We start from the raw sequence: 18,489 nt of genomic DNA on the forward strand, positions 1-18,489 counted from the left end.
GTCATGCCTCCCCTTCGTCCTGGCGGCCGATATGGAAGGCGCTGACCAGGCCGGCGAGCAGCAGGAAGGAGGCAAGCTCCACGGTCAGCACATAGGGGCCGTAGAGCGCGAGCCCGACCTGGCGCGGCCCGATGACGGCCATCGGGCCCGCCGGCGCGCCGTCGGCGCCGAGCAGCGCGCGCAGCGTCGCCGCCAGCAGCAGCCCGGCCAGGATCGCCGGCCCCAGCCAGACATGCGGGGCGATCCAGTGCCGTTCGCGCCGGCGGTCGGCGCGGCCGAGATTGAGCATCATCACCACGAAGACGAACAGCACCATGATCGCGCCGGCATAGAGGATGACCTCGAGCACCGCCGCGAAGGGCGCGCCCAGGCGGACGAACACCCCCGCCAGCGCCAGCAGCAGCACGACCAGGTAGAGCAGCGCGTGCACCGCGACCGTGCGGGTGATGGTCATGAGCGACGCCAGGGCCGCAACCAGCGCCATCGCTGCCAGGGATATGTCCACCGGACCGGTCTTTCCTTTACCTATGGCATCAGGGCCTATGGCATCAGGGAATGCAGGTCGACCGGACGGGATTCGCGTTCGGCCAGGCCCTTGTCCTTGCCTGGAACGGCAACGCCGGACACGCGGTAGAAGTTGTAGCCGGGATATTTGCCGGGGCCGGAAATCAGCAGGTCGTCCTTTTCATAGACCAGGTTCGGGCGGACATATTCGCTCATCTCGAAATCGGGGGTGAGTTGGATGGCGTAGGTCGGGCAGGCTTCCTCGCAGAAGCCGCAGAAGATGCAGCGGGAGAAATTGATGCGGAAATGATCGGGATACCAGCGCCCGTCCTGTTCGGCCTTCTGCAGGCTGATGCAGTCCACCGGGCAGGCCACCGCGCATAATCCGCAGGCGACGCAGCGTTCCTGTCCGTCGGGGTCGCGCGAGAGGATGATCCGCCCGCGATAGCGCGGCGGCAGAGGCGGCTTGTTTTCCGGATAGCCGACCGTGACCCGGCGACGGCCGATATGCAGGAAGGTGAGCCACAGGGTGCGGAGCGTGTCGAACATCGGAGTTTCCCTAGCCGCCCGGCGCGCGCAGCAGCAGGACCGCGCCGGTCGCGACGATATTGAGCAGGGACAAAGGCAGCAGGATTTTCCAGCCCAGAGCCATCAACTGGTCGTAGCGCAGGCGCGGCAGGGCGGCGCGCAGCAGGACGAACAGCACCACCAGCGCCGCGACCTTGAGCGCGAACCACAGGCCGCCCGGCAGGAGCGGGCCCTGCCAGCCGCCCAGATAGAGCGTGGTGACGAGGGCCGAGACCAGCATGATGCCGGCATATTCGGCGAGGAAGAACATGCCGAACTTCATGCCCGAATATTCGGTGTGGAAGCCGGCGCCCAGTTCGTTCTCGCCTTCCGGCAGGTCGAAGGGCAGGCGGTGGGTCTCGGCGATGCCGGCCAGCATGAAGACCGCGCAGCCGAGGGCCTGGGGGATGACGAACCACAGGCCGGACTGCGCCAGCACGATGTCGCGGAGGCTGAAGGAGCGGGCCTGCATCACAACCCCCAGCAGGGAGAGGCCCATGAAGACTTCGTAGCTGATCATCTGCGCGGCCGCGCGCAGGCCGCCCAGCAGGGCGTATTTGCTGTTGGAGGCCCAGCCGGCCAGCACGACCGAGTAGACCCCCATGCCCATCGCGGCCAGCACGAACAGCAGCCCGACATTCAGCGCGGACGCGATGCTCCACCACGCGGTGACGGGAATGACCGCGAAGGACAGCAGCACCGTCATCATGCCGATGGCGGGCGCCAGCACGAACACCGCGCGGTCGGCGAAGGGGGGGATCCAGTCCTGCTTGAAGAGGATCTTGATCCCGTCGGCGACGGCCTGGAGCATGCCGCCCGGCCCCACGCGGTTGGGGCCGTAGCGGTCCTGCCACACGCCCAGCAGCCGGCGTTCGACCCAGGTGAGCGCCGTGGCCAGCCCGAGCAGGGCGGCCAGGGTGACGGCGATCATGAGCGGCATCGGGACCGTCATTGCCCCTGCCCTGCCGGCGCGACGTCCACCCAGACCGGCAGGGAGAAGGAACGGTCCAGGTCATGGGCGGGGTAGAGCGCGAGGCCGGCCGGGATGGCGGCGTCGCAGGTCACGGGCAGGCTGACCGGGCGGCCCATCAGGGTGATGGTGGCCCCCGTCATGGTTGTCTGGGTCGCGGTTGTTTCGGTCACGGTTGTTTCGGTGACGGTTGTCTCGGTGGCGGTTGCCTGGGTGGCGGTTGCCTGGGTGGCGGTTGTCTCGGTGGTGGGCCAGCCGGGGGCGATGCGCAGGGTGGGCGGTTCGATGCGGGCGGCGATCGGGGGGGACAGGGTGCTGAGTTCCTCGGTCCCGAAGAGGCGGGCCTGGGGGAGCAGCAGCACCTGGCCGGGCCGGGGCGTGAAGCGGGGCGGGATATCGCTATGCCAGGCGCGGGCCGGCGGGGTGCCGCCGGGTGGGGCGCTGGCGGGTGGGGCGCTGGCGGGTGGGGCGTCGAGCAGGCGCACGCCGCCGTCGCCGCCGCGCATCGGGCCGCCGATTTCCTGCTGGAAGCGGTTGAGGGACTGGACGGAGTTCCAGCCCGGCTGCTGGTAATAGGGGATGAGCGCGCCGGGCAGGTCGGGACCGTAGGCGCCCTCCATCGACGGGGCCAGGGGGCTGTCGGGGTTGGGGTGCGGCGGCTGGTCGCGCACGCTGATATTGGCGCGCATCGCCGTGCGGCCGTCGAAGCGGTCGGGTTCGGCGCGCACGCGCCGGCCGTCCAGCCGGTAGGCGGCGTCGGGCGCCGCCGCGCCGATGGCGGCCAGCCTGGGGATGGCGGCGGCGATGGCGGCGATGACGGAATCGAGGTCGGTCCAGCCCGGATCGCGCCCCAGCGCGCGCGCCAGGTCGCGCGCCCAGCGCCAGGCCGCCTGGATCGGCCGGTCGGGGGTGAGGACGGGCAGGAAACGCTGGGCGCGGCCTTCGCTGCCGACCAGGGTGCCGCCGCATTCGGAAAAGGCGGCGGCCGGGAGGACGATGTCGGCCCGTGCCGCCAGCGGGGTGGCCGTGTGGTCGATGACCACCAAATGCCGCACCCCGGACAGAAGATGGTCGAGCGCGGCCGGGCCGAGCTGGCGCGTCAGGTCGTTTTCCATCACCACCAGCGTGCCGATGCCTCCTGAGCGGATCATGCCGGCCACGGCTTCGAGGCTGGTGCCGCCCAGCAGGGCCAGGCCCATCGTGTTGCAGGCGGGCTGCACCAGGCTGAGCGCCGGGTCGCGCCCCGGTCCCTCCCCCGTCCCCTGCCCCGTTCCCTGGCCCGCCAGCGCGGCGGCGATGTTGGCGGCGGCGTGCGGCAGCGCGGCCAGGCCGTACTGGGTGCCGGCGACGACCAGCGGCCGGGCCGCCGCGGCCAGGGCGCGGGCGATGCGCTCGGCGCAGGCGGATTCGGCCTCGGTCAGGTCGGCGGGCTCGGGGGATGCCGGGTCGATGCGGTGGGCGATGGCGAAGCCCATCCGGGCGAGGTCGTCGGGCGCGGCGCGCCAGCATTCCTGCGCGATGTCGTCGAGCCCGGTCGCGTCGGAGGCCAGGACGAAGAAGGGGGCGCGCAGGCCGGTGCCCATCATCCGCGCCGCCGCGTCCATCCAGCGGGGCACGCCGGCGGCGGCGGCCGCCTGATAGCCGGGCAGGCGCGCGGTCTGGCGCAGCGCCAGCGCCAGGCGCGGCGCGGTGGCCGAGACGTCTTCGCCCAGCACCAGGACGGCGTCGGCCTGTTCCATCTCGTGCAGGGTGGGGTTGCGGGCGGGGCTGGCCTGGAGCAGCGCCGGCAGCAGCATGGCCAGGTCGTGGCGCGGCCCGTTGAGGCCGGTGGAGAAACCGGCCGCGCCCGCCAGCGCGCGCAGGGCGAAATTGGCTTCGAGCGAGGCGCGTTCGGAGCCGATGCCGATGATCGGGCCGTCGGCCGCCAGCGCGGCGAAGCGGTCGAGCGCCTGGCGCACCGGCACCACCGTCTGCTGCCCGTCGACCCGGCAGGTCGGCACGGCCAGGCGGGTCGGCGCGGAGGCGAAGCCGTGCCCGAAGCGCCCGCGATCGCACAGGAAATAGCGGTTGACCGCCGCGTGGTAGCGATTCATCACCCGCCGCACCGTGCCCTGGCGGGCATTGACGATGATGTTGCAGCCGACCGCGCAATGGGTGCAGACCGACGGCGCGCCGTCCATGTTCCATTTGCGGGCATAGACCCGGGTGAAGGGTTTGTCGGTGAAGACGCCGGTCGGGCAGATTTCGACCAGGTTGCCGGCGAAGCCGCTTTCGAGCGCGCCGTCGGCCTGGCGGCCGAAATAGACGTCGTTATGCATGCCGAAGGCCGCGAGGTCGGTGCCGCCGGCATAGTCGCGATAGAAGCGCACGCAGCGATAGCAGGCGATGCAGCGATTCATCTCGTGCCGGACGAAGGGCCCCAGGTCCTGGTTGCGGTGGGTGCGCTTGTCGAAGCGGTAGCGCCGGACGGCGTGGCCGGTCATGACCGTCATGTCCTGGAGGTGGCATTCGCCGCCCTCGGCGCAGACCGGGCAGTCATGGGGATGGTTGGTCATCAGCCATTCGATGATGCCGGCGCGGAACTGCCGGGCCTCGTCATCGGCGATCGACAGGATGGCGCCGTCGGTCACGGCCGTCATGCAGGCCATGACGATGCGGCCGCGCCGGTCGTCGGGGCCGGCATATTGGCGCACCGCGCATTGCCGGCACGCCCCCACCGAGCCCAGGTCGGGGTGCCAGCAGAAATAGGGCAGGTCGAACCCGTTTTCGAGGCATGCCTGCAGCAGGTTTTCGTCCGTGCGGGCGGGATAGGGACGCCCATCGATGTGGATGGTAGCCATGGCCTGCCCCCCTATGCCGCCATGCGGCGCGGGCAGCCATGCTGCCGCAGATGGTCGAGGAATTCGTCGCGGAACAGGTCGAGCCCGCTGGCCAGCGGCGCCATCGCGCCCGGGGCGTGGGGGCAGAAGGTGCGGCCCGGCGGGCCGATCAACCGGACATGGTCGGCCAGAAGGTCGAGGTCGCGGGGTTGTCCCGTGCCCTCCTCGATCGCGGCGAGCAGCCGTTCGACCCAGGGCAGGCCGTCGCGGCAGGGCGTGCACCAGCCGCAGGATTCCTGGGCGAAGAAATGTTCGAGATTGCGCAGCATGCCCACCGGGCAGGCGCGGTCGTCCAGCAGGATGGCCAGTCCGGTGCCGAGCCGGCTGCCGGCCTTTTCCACCGTGGCGTAATCGAGGGCGATGTCGAGCGATGCCGCGTCGAGGAAGGCGGTGGAGGCGCCGCCGGGCAGGAAGGCGCGCAGCCGGTAGCCGTCGCGCATGCCGCCGGCGCAGTCCTCGACCACCTGGCGCAGGGGCACGCCCATCGGCAGTTCCCATGCCCCCGGGCGGCGCACCCGGCCGCTGACGCCGAACAATTTGGTGCCGCCATCGGGGCTGCCCGGGGCCAGGTCGCGGAACCAGGCGGCGCCGTTGGCCAGGATATGCGGCACGTTGCACAGGGTTTCGACATTATTGACCATGCTGGGCGCGCCCCACAGCCCGCCCACCTGCGGGAAGGGCGGCTTGCTGCGCGGCTGGGCGCGGTAGCCTTCGAGCGCGGTGAGCAAAGCCGTTTCCTCGCCGCAGATATAGCGGCCGGCGCTGGCATGGACGTGGATGTCGAAATCGAAGCCCGAGCCGAGGATGTCGCGCCCCAGCCAGCCGGTCTGCCGGGCCTGGGCGATCGCGCGTTCGAGCCGGTCGAACGCCAGGTGATATTCGCCGCGCAGGAAGATCACGCCCTCGGACGCCTGGATGGCGTAGCCGGCGATCAGCATGCCCTCGACGAGCTGCATGGGGTTGCCTTCGAGCAGCAGCCGGTCCTTGAAGGTGCCGGGTTCCATTTCGTCGGCGTTGGCCACCAGGTATTTGCGGCGCGCGCGGGCCGGCTGCCTGGGCACGAAGCTCCATTTCTGGCCGGTGCCGAAGCCGGCGCCGCCGCGCCCGCGCAGGCGGGAATCGGTGACTTCGGTGATCACCGCGTCGGGCGTGAGGTCGCGCAGGGCGCGCCGGGCGCCGCGCCAGCCGCCGGCCAGGCCGTAGGCGGCGCAGTCCGGCGGGCCGCCGGGGCCGATCATCGCCGTCAGGGGGCGCTGGGCCATGTCGCGTTCGGCGGTGGTCATGGTTCCCTGCCCTGTTCCGTGCCGCGTTCCGTGCCCTGTTCCCTGGCCTGTTCCTTGGCCCGCACGCCGTCCGCGATCGCGTCGATCCGGGATTCGTCGAGGTCGCCGTGCAGGGTGCGGTCGACCAGCAGGGCCGGGGCGTGGTCGCAATGGCCGAGGCAGACGATGGGCAGCAGGGTGGCCGCGCCGTCCGGCGTCATCTGGCCCGGCTGGATGCCCAGCCGGTCGCACAGCCGGGCGCGCAGCGCGTCGGCGCCCATCAGCCAGCAGGAGACGCTGTCGCACATCATGATGACGTGCCGGCCGACCGGGCGGCGGAAGATCAGGTTGAAATAGGTCGCCACCCCGTCGAGTTCGGCCGCCGATACGCCGATGAGGCGCGCCAGTTCGACCAGATGGGCGTCGCTGACCCAGCCGAAGCGCGCCTGCACGGCGGCGAGCGCGCCGACCGTGACGCCGTGCGGGTGGTCGGTCGCCGCCATCATCGCCGCGATTTCGTCGCGCAGGTCGGGCGGCAGATCGGGCGGCAGATCGGGCGGTAGATCGGGCGGGAGGGCGGGGTCAGCGGTCGACATCGGCCATCACGAAATCGATGCTGCCGATGATCGCGATCAGATCGGCGATCATGGCGCCGCGGCTGATCAGCGGGATCATCTGCAGATGGGCGAAGGAGGGGGTGCGGATGCGCGTGCGGTAGGACATGGTGCCGCCGTCGCTGAGCAGGTGATAGGCGTTGAGCCCCTTGGTGGCCTCGACGCTGGCCTGGGCCTCGCCGGGCGGGATGACCGGGCCCCAACTGACATTGAGGAAATGATGGATCAGGGTTTCGATGTCGTGCATCGTCCGCGCCCTGGCCGGCGGGGTGGTCAGCGGGTGGTCGGATTTGTACGGCCCCGCCGGCATCTGGTCGACGCATTGGCGGATGATGCGCAGGCTCTGGCGGATTTCCTCGATATGCACGCGGACGCGGTCGTAGCAATCGCCGTTCGACGCGGTGGGGATGTCGAATTCGAGCTGGTCGTAGCAGGCATAGGGGGCCTGGCGCCGCAGGTCCCATTCCAGGCCGCAGGCGCGCAGGCCGGGGCCGGTGACGCCCCAGGACACGGCCTCGGCCACGTCGTAGGCGCCGACGCCGACGGTGCGGGCGCGGAAGATCGGATTGCGCATCACCAGTTTTTCGTATTCGTCCAGCCGGGGCGGCAGATAGGCGAGGAAGTCGCGGATCAGCCCGTCCCAGCCGCGCGGCAGGTCCATCGCCACCCCGCCGATGCGGAAGAAGGCGGGGTGCATGCGGAAGCCGCAGATGGCCTCGATGATCTCGAACACCCGCTCGCGGTCGCTGAACATGTAGAAGACCGGCGAGAGCTGGCCGACATCCTGCGACATGGTGCCGTAGAACACCAGGTGGCTGGCGATGCGGAACAGTTCGGCCAGCATGACGCGCATCATCTGCGCCCGTGGGGGGACATCGATGCCGGCCAGCCGTTCGACCGCCATGACGTAGGGGAAGTTGTTCATGACCCCGCCCAGGTAGTCGACCCGGTCGGTATAGGGGATGAAGCCGTGCCAGGTCTGGCGTTCGGCCATCTTCTCGGCCCCGCGATGGTGGAAGCCGATATCGGGCACCGCGTCGACGATGCGTTCACCCGCGAGTTGCAGCACGATGCGGAAGACGCCGTGCACGCTGGGATGGTTGGGGCCGAGATTGAGGAACATGAAATCGGTGTTGTCGGCATGGCGGGCCATGCCCCAGGCGCCGGGATCGAAGCGCAGGGCCTGCTGTTCGGCCATTTCGTGCTCTTCGGTCAGGCTGTAGGGCGGCATTTCCGTCGCGCGGGCATAATGGTCCTTGCGCAGCGGGTGGCCGGTCCAGGTGGGCGGGGTGAGGATGCGGCGCAGGAAGGGATGGCCGTCGAAGGCGATGCCGAACAGGTCCCAGACCTCGCGTTCGTACCAGTTGGCGTTGGGCCACAGATCGGCGATCGACGGGGCCGACGGCGCGCCTTGGGACAGCGCGCCCTGGGACAGCGGCACCTTGAGGCGCAGCGCGTCGCCCGCGCCGGCGAAGGCCATGAAATGATAGACCAGGGTGAAATCGGCATCGGGCAGGCCGGCGCGATGGGTGCGCTGGCGCTCGTCGATCGCCGTGAGGTCGAACAGCATGCGCAGCGCGGTGGGATGGCGCAGCAATGCTGCGATCGCGCGCAGGTCCTGGGGGGCGATCCAGAGCGTGGGGATGCCGTCGCGCGTCGTTTCGGCCAGGCGCGGCATGTGCGGCGGCAGGTCGGAGAGTTGCGCGAGCATGGTGACGGAATCGGCCGGTGCGGTGCGCTGTTCGAGGTCGGCGACGCCCATCGGACCGTTTCCCCGTCAGATCGTGTCGGGGCTGCGCAGGGTCTGCGCGGCGCGGCGTTCGGCGCGTTTGGCGTCGCGCAGGCTGGGCGGGGTGACGCGTTCCACCCCCTGCGGGCCGACCATCCAACTGAGCGGCCGGCGCTGGGTGCCGATCGATTGCTGCAGCAGCATCAATCCTTCGAGCAGGGCGTCGGGGCGGGGTGGGCAGCCGGGGACGTAGACATCGACCGGCAGGAAGCTGTCGACCCCCTGTACCACGCTGTAGATATCGTACATCCCGCCCGAATTGGCGCAGGAGCCCATGGAGATGACCCAGCGGGGTTCGAGCATCTGGTCGTAGAGATATTTGACGATAGGCGCCATCTTCACGAACACCGTGCCCGAGATGACGATCAGGTCGGCCTCGCGCGGGGTGGCGCGCAGGACCTCGGACCCGAAGCGGGCGATGTCGTATTTGCTGGTGAAGGCGGTGGCCATTTCGACATAGCAGCAGGACAGGCCGAAATTGAACGGCCAGACTGAGTGGGCCTGCCCCCAGGAGACGAAATCCTGCAGGCGGCCCATGACCAGGTTGCGCCGCACGGTTTCGGTCATGGTTGGGTTGGGCATGTCGGGGCCGGGCGGGGCGGGGTTGGACGGCGGGGCGTCGCCCGGCCGGGTGAGGGACCAGCGCATCAGACGGCCCCCGTGCCTGCCGCCGGCCCCGCATGGCGCGGCGCGATGCGGCGGGGTTTGGGGCCCCAGTCCAGCCCGCCCCAGCGCCACAGATAGGCCAGGGCGCCGAACAGGAAGAGGATGAAGACAAGCACGGCGCAATAGCCGCGCCAGCCGGCCGCCACCGAGACCGGCGCCCAGGCGAACAGGAAGACCGATTCCACGTCGAAGATGACGAAGACCATCGCGACCAGGTAATAATGGATGGGCACGCGCAGATGGGCCGAGCCCACCGGCAGCATGCCGGATTCGAACGGCACGTCCATCGACCGCCCGCGCGCCGCCCCGACCCGGCGCATGCCTGTCGCGGCGCCGAGCGCCAGCATGGCGGACAGCAGGATCACGATGGCGATCGTGTAGGACAGAAGCGGATGCTGCGTGCAGAATTCCGACATGGCCAGCACCGTTGGGGTTGACGTGACCAGGAAATGACGGACGTTCGACGGGTCAGACGTGAGATCGGACGTGGGGGGTGAACGTGGCCTGTCGCGGGCGGTTCATTAAAATCCTTTGTTTTTTCGCCGGATCACGCGTCCGTGTCGGTGGTAGCGGGGATGCTGTCGGGCAGCGTGCGAGACGGCCGGCGGTGCGTGGGGGCGAGATGTGCTGCCGGCGTCTGGTGCCGGCGCCGGGAGAACAGCGGCCTTCGTTCGTTATGGGAGACCGTGGAAGACCGGCATTTTTCCGGGACGGGCGCATCCCCTGCCCCGCTGTCGTGGCCTGGCGGATGGGCGCGGAAACATGGCCGCGTTAACATGGCCGCGCGTTGCGGTCTTGGGTCCGCGCACGATGTCGTGCGCACGGCATGCGCGTAAAGGAGCCGGATCATGGCCAACCTGACGGACCCCGGATTGCCTGTGATCGGAGCATACCCACGCTCGACGGTGGGCGCGTGGGGTTCGGGGTGACGGAGGACCTGGCGTCACGGGCACCTATAGGCGCGAACGTGCTGCATGTTTTAGTCCAGAGATATCGGCTCAAACGCGCGTCTTGCTCATGCACGATCGTGGCTGTGGCTATGGTCTACAATCGAATGATCTGCTTTCCGAAGTTGGCGCCCGCCAGAAGATCGATGAGGGCACACGGTGCCATGTCGAGGCCATCAACGATGTCTTCGCGGTATATCAGACGACCGGAGGCGACCTCAGGAGTGACGAGCCGAAGAAAATCATCAAAATATTTCCTGATTACGCACTATTTTCAGCCAGGGATTTATGGTACAAAGCGAGAACATTTGTTGTTTTCGAGAGGCTTGATCGATGGCTCGCAACAAGGTCCAGTTTCAGAAAGGGCTAAGCGAAGCCCAATTTGACGAACTTTACGGAAGCGAAGAGAAGTGCCGAGCGGTGATCTTTGGCTGGCGTTGGCCATCTGGTTTTGAATGCCCGGCCTGCGGCGGGCGTGAGCACAGCGTCATTCAGAGCCGTGGGCAGTATCAATGCAGCGCCTGTCGGAAGCAGACGTCGCTGATCGCCGGAACGATCTTCGCGGCAACCAAGGTGCCGTTACGGACCTGGTTTCGTGCCCTGTACCATCTGACCCAGAGCAAAGGCGGCATCTCCAGCATCGAACTGGGGCGCAGGCTCGGCGTGACGCAGACCACGGCCTGGAAGATCAAGCATAAACTCGCGCAGGTAATGATGGAGCGCGAGGCCGGCAAGCGACTGAAGGGACGGATCGAACTGGACGACGCCTATCTCGGCGGAGAACGCGGCGGCGGCAAGCGCGGGCGAGGATCAGCGGGCAAGACGCCGATCGTGGCCGCTGTTGAAACCACACCGCAAGGCAAGCCAATCCGCCTGAAACTCCGCCGGGTGGCCGGGTTCAGTAGGGCCGAGATCGCAAAGATGGCAAAAAACAGCTTCGACCCCGCCAGCAGCGTGGTCAGTGACGGTCTACGCTGTTTCGCCGCCGTCACCGAAGCAGGGTGCGTCCATCATCCCATCCTGACCGGTTCGGGACCAAAGGCAGGCCGCAACCCTGCTTTCAAATGGGTCAATACCGCTCTCGCCAACATCAAGAATGCCATGACCGGTACTTACCGTGCTATCCGTGACAAGCATGCGCCGCGCTATCTCGCCGAGTTCGTTTATCGCTTCAATCGCCGCTTCGACCTCGCCTCCATGATCCCTCGCCTCGGATACGCCGCCGTCAGAACCCCGCCCATGCCCTATCGCCTGCTCAAATTGGCTGAAATTAGTGCGTAATCAGGAAATATTTTGCACGAAAATCAAAATTTACGAATCCGCGAATGGTTAGGCTTCGTGCCAGAGCCGCTGCAAGGATCGCGTCATCGCTTACGGAATTGCCATTTTGATTACTTCCGCCGTCATACCCCGAAACGAGACCGCATACGGGGACACGTGCATGACGATTGAGAAGAGGAAACACGGCGTTCCATACTATCCCACCAACATTTTCGAAATAGACGTCGATGCCCCTGGGACAGGCATCTCGCAGTCTGATGGAAAAATCCGAATCATGACGGTCGATGACATGATCGGCTTTGAGGACGGTCCGGAGCCAATCACACTTCGCCGCGCCGCCTGCGATCGCCGTCACATGGGCACCAGCGTTGCGAGCGAATTGCACAACCGCCGAACCGACGGGACCAGCCGCTGCCGCGACGACAACGGTCTCACCTGCTGCCGGCGGCGCGAGAACCATCATACCAAGCCAGGCTGAGAAGCCCGGCGCCCCGAGGATACCGAGTGATGTGGTCGGAGCGACTATATCCGGGTCGAGGCGACGGCATTCGTTGGCCGGCAGAGTCGCTACAGTTCGCCATCCCGCATGACACAGAACAAGATCTCCCGCCTCAAATCGGGCATCGGCACTTTCGATGACATCCCCGACCGCCTCTCCAGGCAGAGCCTGCCCCAGCGCCAGTGGGGCGGCAAACCCGAGATCGCCATCCATCAGCCCACGCATGTAGGGGTCGATCGATAAATACCGCACTCGAATACGTAACATCCCTGCGGCCATTGGCTCGGCACTGACGTGACGGACATCAAAACAGTCAAGAGTAAGGCGCCCGGCCGGACGCCGCGCCAGGACGATTTCCTGATCGAGTGACGGTTTCATGGCGTGGACCTGTCGAGAGACGGGGAAAAGCGGTGCATATCGTCGCGGACATTGGGGATCAGCGTCGTTGTGCTGGCTGTCGCGAGGGCGACAATCAGGACGGCGGTTGTCAGCCCCGCGGCGGATGCGAGAAAGCCGATCAAGGCAGGTCCGGTAAGAACCCCCACATAGCCAAGCGTGGCGACCGCCGCGATGGCGAGGTTTGACGGCATGGCCTGCGAACTGCCTGCGGCCCTGAACAGAATAGGAACGACGTTCGAAGCCCCCGCACCCACGAGTGCCAGCCCAGCAAACGCCGTGAGGGGAAAGCGGACCGCCACGACGATCGACAGGCCGCCGGCCGTCAGCAGTAACCCGCCACGCAATATGGCAGACTGGCCGAACCTTTTGACGAGCGCGTCTCCAAACAGGCGCCCGGCGACCATGAAGCACGCGAATGTCGTGTAGCCGGCGCCCGCGCGAGCGATGGGCACATGCGCGAGCGAGGTCAGAATGATGCCACTCCAGTCCAGCATCATGCCCTCCACGAGATAGATCATGCAGGCGACACATCCGAGCCGGATGATTGAACCATGCGGCAGCGCGAAGGCCGGCCCGTCTTCGCCCCCATGCGAGAGAAAACGACGAACGAAAACGAGCAAGATCAACGCGATGACCGCATCGGCGGCCAGGCATGCCTGAAGCGGGGCGACGTGGTGGGACAGCAACCATGTCATGCCACCTGACCCGGCGATACCACCGACACTGAAAAGAGCAAGAATGCCGGACATCACAGGACGTGCGCAGGCCCGTTCGACCAGAGAGGCCTGAACATTCATCGCGACCCCGTTTGCTCCAATGGCGCCGCCGAACAACAGAAGGGTGATCGCGAGCGCGATGCGTCCGGTGCAGACCGACAGCAGAGGCAGCGTGAGGCAGAAGATCAGGTCGGCCACACAGAGGACCAGGCGGCACCCCACGCGGCTCGTCAGAGGTCCTGCGAGAGGCATGGAAATCAGCGAGCCAATGCCGATGCAAAGCAGAAACAAACCCAGTTCGCCGGAAGCAAGGTGAAGGCGAGACTGGGCGAATGGCACCAATGGGGCCCACGACGATAGACCAAAGCCGCCCAGAAAGAAGGCCGCCCGGGCAGCATTGAGTGACAGCGCATCCGAGGTCGCGGTGCGTGGATCGGAAAACTCCGTATGCATCATCTGTCGCTCCACTTGGCTGCCGGCTAGGACCATATCCATTCGCACTGGTTCACGGATATGGCTCTAGCTCGTTGTTTCAACGAACATCTTTACCCGACCGGGTGAGTCCATCCGGTCGGATGATGCTCTAGGCTTGCGGTGTCTTACGGAGTAAACTCAACTGTATGGTTCTGCACTTGTGGGTGCATATTTGCCTCCTGCGTGTAGGGAGTCAAGGCATTCGCGAGGCGGAGCCGCCGGAGACGGGGCACGACTATGTGGACGGCGGAAGGAAGGGAATGGACGTGAGCGCAGCCAAAGAGATGTCGGTGTTCGAGCGAATTTCGACACCTCAGGTTACGATGTCGAACGCGGACATCATCCTTTCCGCAGCAACCCGCGTCTTCCTGAATCATGGATATGGCGGCGCCAGAATGGACCTGGTGGCCAAAGAGGCGGGCCTCGCCAGAAGAACCGTCTACAACCAGTTTCCAGACGGAAAAGAGGCGCTATTCCGAGCTGTCGTGCAACGTATGTGGTCCGCGTTCGAAACCATGAATATTGCCAGCGACGAGGCGGCGCTGAGTGATCCCGCCGTGGGCTTGCGTCGGATCGGCTATGCGACAGCCGAATTCTGGCGTTCACCCCTGGCAATTCGTTTTCTTCGAATGGTCATTGGCGAAGGTATGCGCTTTCCCGATCTGACGCAGAGCTTCTTTGAATTCGGAAAAACGCCGTCGATGGAGGCGACCCGCGACTATCTCTCCGAACTCAGCCGCCGCGGTCTTTTGATTGTAGAAAATCCGGAACTGGCAACGCGTCAATTTATCGGCCTGATCGATGAGCCTCTTTTGTGGGTACGTGTCGTGGGCAAAGACGAGAGCCACTCGGACAAGGAACGGCGTGATGTCGTCGAACAGGCCGTCAGCATATTTCTTGGTTACTATTCGGTCGAAAAAAAGAATCGGGCAAAAAAATAGGTCTCTTACCTCCGTCGAGACATCCGGACGGGTCCTGCAGCGGATTCGTTATATGACCGAAGCGGCATCTGCCAAACCGACAAGGCGCCGGATCATGGCCGGCCTGACGGACCCCGGGTTGCCTGTGATCGGCGCATGCCCACGCTCGACGGTGGGCGCGTAGGGTTCGGACGAGGCAGAATTGATAGTTTATGTGGTTGGTTTATTTAACTTTTGCGTACAAGAGGCAGTCTCGGGGCTGGCTGCTGATATTGGGATGAATAATCCATCGCCGCAGCACGCCTTCGCGGAGCAGCCCTGCTTTCTCCATGACGCGTGCCGACCCGATATTATCCACGTCGCAAACGCCGCTGATCCTGAAGCAGGTGTCCTGTGCCAGGAGTGCGTTTACCGCTTCTGTCAGGACTTCCGTCATAATGCCCTGCCGCCACCATCGACGTGCCAAAACATAACCGAATTCAATATGATAAGGCTTTACGTGACGCAGGCCGAAAAGGCCGCGAAAGCCTCCGGCCTGATCGCAAATCGCATAGGTGCGTGCCAGATCAGGAGATGTGGCGAGGCAGCCATCAACAAATTTTTCGGTTTCGGTTAAATCCTTATGCGGAGTCCACATCGTATACCGAGAGACTTCGGGGTCCTGCGCATAGCCGTGAAATATTTCTTCCGCATCTCCCCTGGAGATCGGGCGCAGCGCATGCCTTGCTGTATGAAGGCTCTCGGGCAACATGGAGATAGTATGATTGATGGGCGATCGGCCGCCAAGCAATGAGTTATCAATTCCAGCGCGGCTTTCGCCGCTTAGGCTCCAACGCAGTGTCTCAATAACCGAGGCCGGTACAGGGGCTAGAGTCGTATCCGTTCACACTGGTTCACGGATACGGCTCTAGATCATTGTTTTGGCGAGCATCTTTATCCGATCAGATGATTCCATCTGATCGGATGATGCTCTAGCAGGCTGTCGGGTTGGGTGCTGCGGCAGTGAGGCTGGAGGAGTTGACGGCGTTTACGCAGCCGTCAACCGCGCGATTCTTCGGCAATTATATGCGAGGGCGACGAGGGTCCATTCGGTTGCGGCGTTGGCGAGACCGCGGAGGTGGAAGCGGGTGAAGCCCATAGCGCTCTTGATGATGCCGAAGACCGGTTCGACGGTCTGCTTGCGTAAGGCGTAGAGGGCTTTTTCCGGGTCCTGTTGCAGTCTGGCCTTCATTTTCAGGCGCCATGGCTCGGTGATCCGGCGCGGTTCTTTGGGGGGTGGCTCTGGCCGGAAGTCATAGGGGCGCCGATCGACGGGACGCCCGATGGCGACCAGAGGGTCCACACCCCTGGCCTGCAACGCCTCGACGGCTTTGCGGCTGGCAAAGCCCGTATCGGCGAGGACGGTTCGTGGCAGGCCGATCCGCTCTTCCATACCCAGGATCGTATCGGCGAAGCTGGGCGCGTCTGCCGTAGTCGCGACAACCCTATGTTCCAGGATCAACTGGCTGCCCTCGGCACAGACCACGGCCTGGGCGTTATAGGCTTGCCGGTATTCATGCGCGTCGGAACGGCGCATCAGCTTGCTGTCCGGATCGGTCAGATTGATCTGCCGGTCAGGGGGCGGTTCGTCGTCCGGCTCTTTCGGCGGGCGGCCGCATCGTCCCTGCTTCGCATCAAAGGCCGCCTTCTTGCGTTCGTATTCGGGCCGGGCGGCCTCGGCCCGCTCGCGGGCTTCCGCTTCCAGCCGCGCACAGGCTTCATCCAGCTTGGCCTTCAGGGTCTCCCGGCGGGCCAGTTCGTCCGGCAGGGCCTGGTTGTCCGTGTCGGTCGCATCCGCCGCCTCGGCCCGCTCCATCAGGCCGGCAATATCGGTGGCCAGCATCTCGCGCAGTTCTTTCGCGCGATCATAGCGAATGGAACGGTATTTCGAGGCGTTGGCATCGATCTTCGTGCCGTCGATCGACACCGTGCCAAGCCGCACCAGCCCCATCTCGCGTGCCAACTCCAGCACGTGCAGGAACGCCGCCTCGATCGCCGCGCGGTTGCCGCGCCGGAACGTCGCGATCGTGTCGTGGTCAGGATGCAGGTTCGCCGCGACAAAGCGCATGCCGATGTCGCGATGCGTCGCCCGTTCGATCCGACGCGATGAGAATACGCCGTTCGCATAGGCGTAAATCAGCAGCCCCAGCATCAGGCGCGGATGATACTGCGCCTTGCCGCCCGTCCGCCGAGGTACTGAGAACGCCCCCAGCGGCACCCGCTCCACCGCCGCCACAATAAAATGCGCCACATCGTCCGCCGGCAGCCACGATTTCAGATCCGGCGGCAGAAGATACGGCTGCGATCGGTCAAACGGGATGAACCTGCTCATCCTCAATGCTTACCCCAGATCACCGAAAGCAGGTACCCCCCAACCCGACAGCCTGCTAGCACCCACTGCTTTCCAGTCCATCGACGGGCTCTTCACGTTTCGGGTGCCGAAACGCTCGTCGCTCTATCGTGCGAAATGCGGCGTCAAATGCTTCGACGTGAATTTGGCCCCCCATGCGAACCGGAGCAGCGGGCCAAAACTGTTGGCCGCCGACGGTCCCACAAAATAGAGGCCGGGCACCGACGATTCGAAGAATCGTGTCAGCCGGGGCGTATTCTGTATCTCGGAGATCCGGGCGCGGATTGTCTCGTCCAGGAAGTCCAGGCGATTGATATCGACCCTGTAGCCGGTTCCCGCGACAACATGGTCCGCAACCATCTCCTCTTCGCCGCCATCAGACTTGACGAAGGTGACGGCGACCTTCTCCCCCCGCACCAGCGCATGCTTCAGGGCGAGGTTGATCCGGATAGGCACCTTGCCTTCCACCAGCGTGCGGCTGACCCATCCGGCGGCAGGTCCCAGATGCCCGCGCGTGACGCGCAGGCGGAAAGGCTCCGGCATCCGGTGAAAGACCGTCGGGAGATCCGACGCCATGCGGGACCGCCACCCAAGGCCAAGTCCCGAGCGCGGCTTGAGAAGCCTCGCATAGGCCAACTCTAGCCCACGCTTGTGATCCGGCGGGTGGTTGAACCAGATCTTGGGGCGCCGGGTCACGATCTCCACGTCGGCGCCTGCTTGATGCAGCAGCCCCGCCGAGTCCACGGCCGACGAGCCGCCACCGAGGACCAGGATCTTGCGTCCGGCGGGATCCTTCATCCCTCGCGATTCAGACGTGTGGGAAACGAATTGCGGCGGCAGTCCCCGAAGCTCCGGCGGGAGATAGGCGTAATGCGTTATTCCGACGGCGATGACAACGCGCCGCGCCCGGATGATTTCGCCGTCATCCAGGCGAAGGAGGAAGCCCCCCTGGCTTGCCGTGATCCTGGCGACGTGCCGCGTGTCCAGATCCGGCAGCAGCCGCTGCTGAAACTCCCGCCCGTACGCATGGAATACTTCAACCGGGATGGGCACACCCACATCCGCATAGGCATGACCGTGGCGCCTGCAGAAGTCCCGAAGACGATTCAGCCTGAGCGGATCGAATATATCGGAGGCAAAACCCTCGGACTTGAGATGCATGCCGCTCGGCATATGGCTTCGCCAGACCGCCATCGGTGAGCCAAAGATCTGGAAGTCTACGCCGCGAACCGATAGGTGGGCTGCAAGCGACAATCCATACGGGCCGGCCCCCACTATAACGAAGTCTGTCCACTTAACCATTATGTCGATCATCCCCAATCCGGTCGCGTTCACGGCGGAGCCGTTCGCTTGACAACGAGATGTCGGCGACCAGTGCGAGACGAAATGTCCATGACGCTCTCCGCCAGGAGTCGCTTCAGCTTCGTATTCTCTCGTATTTTCTCTTTCCAGAGTCTTGAGCCGCCGCGCTTCCGATACCTCCATCCCGCTGTGTTTCGATCGCCACGTGCAGGAGGCCGCGTCGCTGATCCCGTGCTTGCGGCACAGATCCGCAACCGTGGCATCCGCCCTGCGCCCTTCTAAACCCGGCGGCCGTCATGTTACAAATGTTT

General features: G+C 65.5%; 16 protein-coding genes and 1 pseudogene. 2 read left to right on the top strand and 15 right to left on the bottom strand.

Features of this window, described 5'->3' with window-relative positions:
• Window position 1 precedes the first annotated feature (1 nt).
• Genes nuoJ through AAC691_RS05390 form a run of 9 tightly spaced genes read right to left on the bottom strand, consistent with a single transcriptional unit; the run spans window position 2 to window position 9,667 of the window.
• Window positions 2-484 carry an NADH-quinone oxidoreductase subunit J gene (gene nuoJ / locus AAC691_RS05350; protein ID WP_342630156.1) on the bottom strand — a complete coding sequence of 161 codons (483 nt, stop codon included), beginning with the start codon at window positions 482-484 and terminating at the stop codon, window positions 2-4.
• Window positions 485-540: 56 nt separating this feature from the next.
• Window positions 541-1,053: an NADH-quinone oxidoreductase subunit NuoI gene (nuoI, locus tag AAC691_RS05355; RefSeq protein ID WP_342629214.1), complete on the bottom strand. Its 513-nt coding sequence runs from the start codon at window positions 1,051-1,053 to the stop codon at window positions 541-543.
• Between the two features lie 10 nt (window positions 1,054-1,063).
• Window positions 1,064-2,023 carry an NADH-quinone oxidoreductase subunit NuoH gene (nuoH, locus tag AAC691_RS05360; RefSeq protein WP_342629215.1) on the bottom strand — a complete coding sequence of 320 codons (960 nt, stop codon included), beginning with the start codon at window positions 2,021-2,023 and terminating at the stop codon, window positions 1,064-1,066.
• Window positions 2,020-4,881, bottom strand: a complete 2,862-nt coding sequence (gene nuoG / locus AAC691_RS05365; RefSeq protein ID WP_342629216.1) for an NADH-quinone oxidoreductase subunit NuoG — start codon at window positions 4,879-4,881, stop codon at window positions 2,020-2,022. The genes nuoH and nuoG overlap by 4 nt, the downstream gene beginning before the upstream one ends.
• 11 nt (window positions 4,882-4,892) lie before the next feature.
• Window positions 4,893-6,182 (bottom strand): NADH-quinone oxidoreductase subunit F, encoded by a 1,290-nt coding sequence (locus AAC691_RS05370; RefSeq protein ID WP_408906097.1) that lies wholly within the window; start codon window positions 6,180-6,182, stop codon window positions 4,893-4,895.
• Between the two features lie 17 nt (window positions 6,183-6,199).
• Entirely contained in the window at window positions 6,200-6,778 is a 579-nt protein-coding gene (nuoE, locus tag AAC691_RS05375) for an NADH-quinone oxidoreductase subunit NuoE (RefSeq protein ID WP_342629218.1), read from the bottom strand.
• Complete coding sequence (nuoC, locus tag AAC691_RS05380; protein WP_408906061.1) at window positions 6,765-8,558, bottom strand: NADH-quinone oxidoreductase subunit C/D; 1,794 nt, start codon at window positions 8,556-8,558, stop codon at window positions 6,765-6,767. The genes nuoE and nuoC overlap by 14 nt, the downstream gene beginning before the upstream one ends.
• Window positions 8,559-8,573: 15 nt before the next feature.
• Window positions 8,574-9,233: an NADH-quinone oxidoreductase subunit B gene (locus AAC691_RS05385; protein ID WP_176640756.1), complete on the bottom strand. Its 660-nt coding sequence runs from the start codon at window positions 9,231-9,233 to the stop codon at window positions 8,574-8,576.
• Complete coding sequence (locus tag AAC691_RS05390) at window positions 9,233-9,667, bottom strand: NADH-quinone oxidoreductase subunit A (protein WP_342629219.1); 435 nt, start codon at window positions 9,665-9,667, stop codon at window positions 9,233-9,235. The genes AAC691_RS05385 and AAC691_RS05390 overlap by 1 nt, the downstream gene beginning before the upstream one ends.
• Before the next feature lie 864 nt (window positions 9,668-10,531).
• Here AAC691_RS05390 and AAC691_RS05395 point away from each other — a divergent pair.
• Window positions 10,532-11,479 (top strand): IS1595 family transposase, encoded by a 948-nt coding sequence (locus AAC691_RS05395; protein WP_342627419.1) that lies wholly within the window; start codon window positions 10,532-10,534, stop codon window positions 11,477-11,479.
• Here AAC691_RS05395 and AAC691_RS05400 read toward each other — a convergent pair.
• Together AAC691_RS05400 and AAC691_RS05405 are read right to left on the bottom strand one after the other, a co-directional pair.
• Window positions 11,469-12,356 carry an NADP-dependent oxidoreductase gene (locus tag AAC691_RS05400; protein ID WP_342629220.1) on the bottom strand — a complete coding sequence of 296 codons (888 nt, stop codon included), beginning with the start codon at window positions 12,354-12,356 and terminating at the stop codon, window positions 11,469-11,471. The two genes, AAC691_RS05395 and AAC691_RS05400, sit on opposite strands and share 11 nt — an antisense overlap.
• Window positions 12,353-13,549: an MFS transporter gene (locus AAC691_RS05405; RefSeq protein ID WP_342629221.1), complete on the bottom strand. Its 1,197-nt coding sequence runs from the start codon at window positions 13,547-13,549 to the stop codon at window positions 12,353-12,355. Before AAC691_RS05405 ends, AAC691_RS05400 begins: the two co-directional genes overlap by 4 nt.
• 284 nt (window positions 13,550-13,833) lie before the next feature.
• Here AAC691_RS05405 and AAC691_RS05410 point away from each other — a divergent pair, with 284 nt between their 5' ends.
• Window positions 13,834-14,508, top strand: a complete 675-nt coding sequence (locus tag AAC691_RS05410; RefSeq protein ID WP_342629222.1) for a TetR/AcrR family transcriptional regulator — start codon at window positions 13,834-13,836, stop codon at window positions 14,506-14,508.
• A 202-nt stretch (window positions 14,509-14,710) separates the two neighbouring features.
• Here the strand turns inward: AAC691_RS05410 and AAC691_RS05415 are convergent, their stop codons facing one another.
• From AAC691_RS05415 to AAC691_RS05430, 4 genes and pseudogenes are all read right to left on the bottom strand, one after another.
• The gene (locus tag AAC691_RS05415; RefSeq protein WP_342629223.1) at window positions 14,711-15,238 is read right to left on the bottom strand and encodes a GNAT family N-acetyltransferase; all 528 of its coding nucleotides are present in this window, start codon (window positions 15,236-15,238) and stop codon (window positions 14,711-14,713) included.
• 276 nt (window positions 15,239-15,514) lie between these two features.
• Window positions 15,515-16,858 (bottom strand): IS1182 family transposase, encoded by a 1,344-nt coding sequence (locus AAC691_RS05420; protein WP_342627943.1) that lies wholly within the window; start codon window positions 16,856-16,858, stop codon window positions 15,515-15,517.
• 123 nt (window positions 16,859-16,981) lie between these two features.
• On the bottom strand, window positions 16,982-18,190 hold the full coding sequence (locus tag AAC691_RS05425; protein ID WP_342629224.1) for an NAD(P)-binding domain-containing protein: 1,209 nt from the start codon (window positions 18,188-18,190) through the stop codon (window positions 16,982-16,984).
• Between the two features lie 65 nt (window positions 18,191-18,255).
• Window positions 18,256-18,460, bottom strand: a pseudogene (locus AAC691_RS05430) (transposase); the annotation flags it as partial.
• Window positions 18,461-18,489: the final 29 nt, after the last annotated feature.

It is taken from the genome of Nguyenibacter vanlangensis, from assembly GCF_038719015.1.
Taxonomy (GTDB): domain Bacteria; phylum Pseudomonadota; class Alphaproteobacteria; order Acetobacterales; family Acetobacteraceae; genus Gluconacetobacter; species Gluconacetobacter vanlangensis.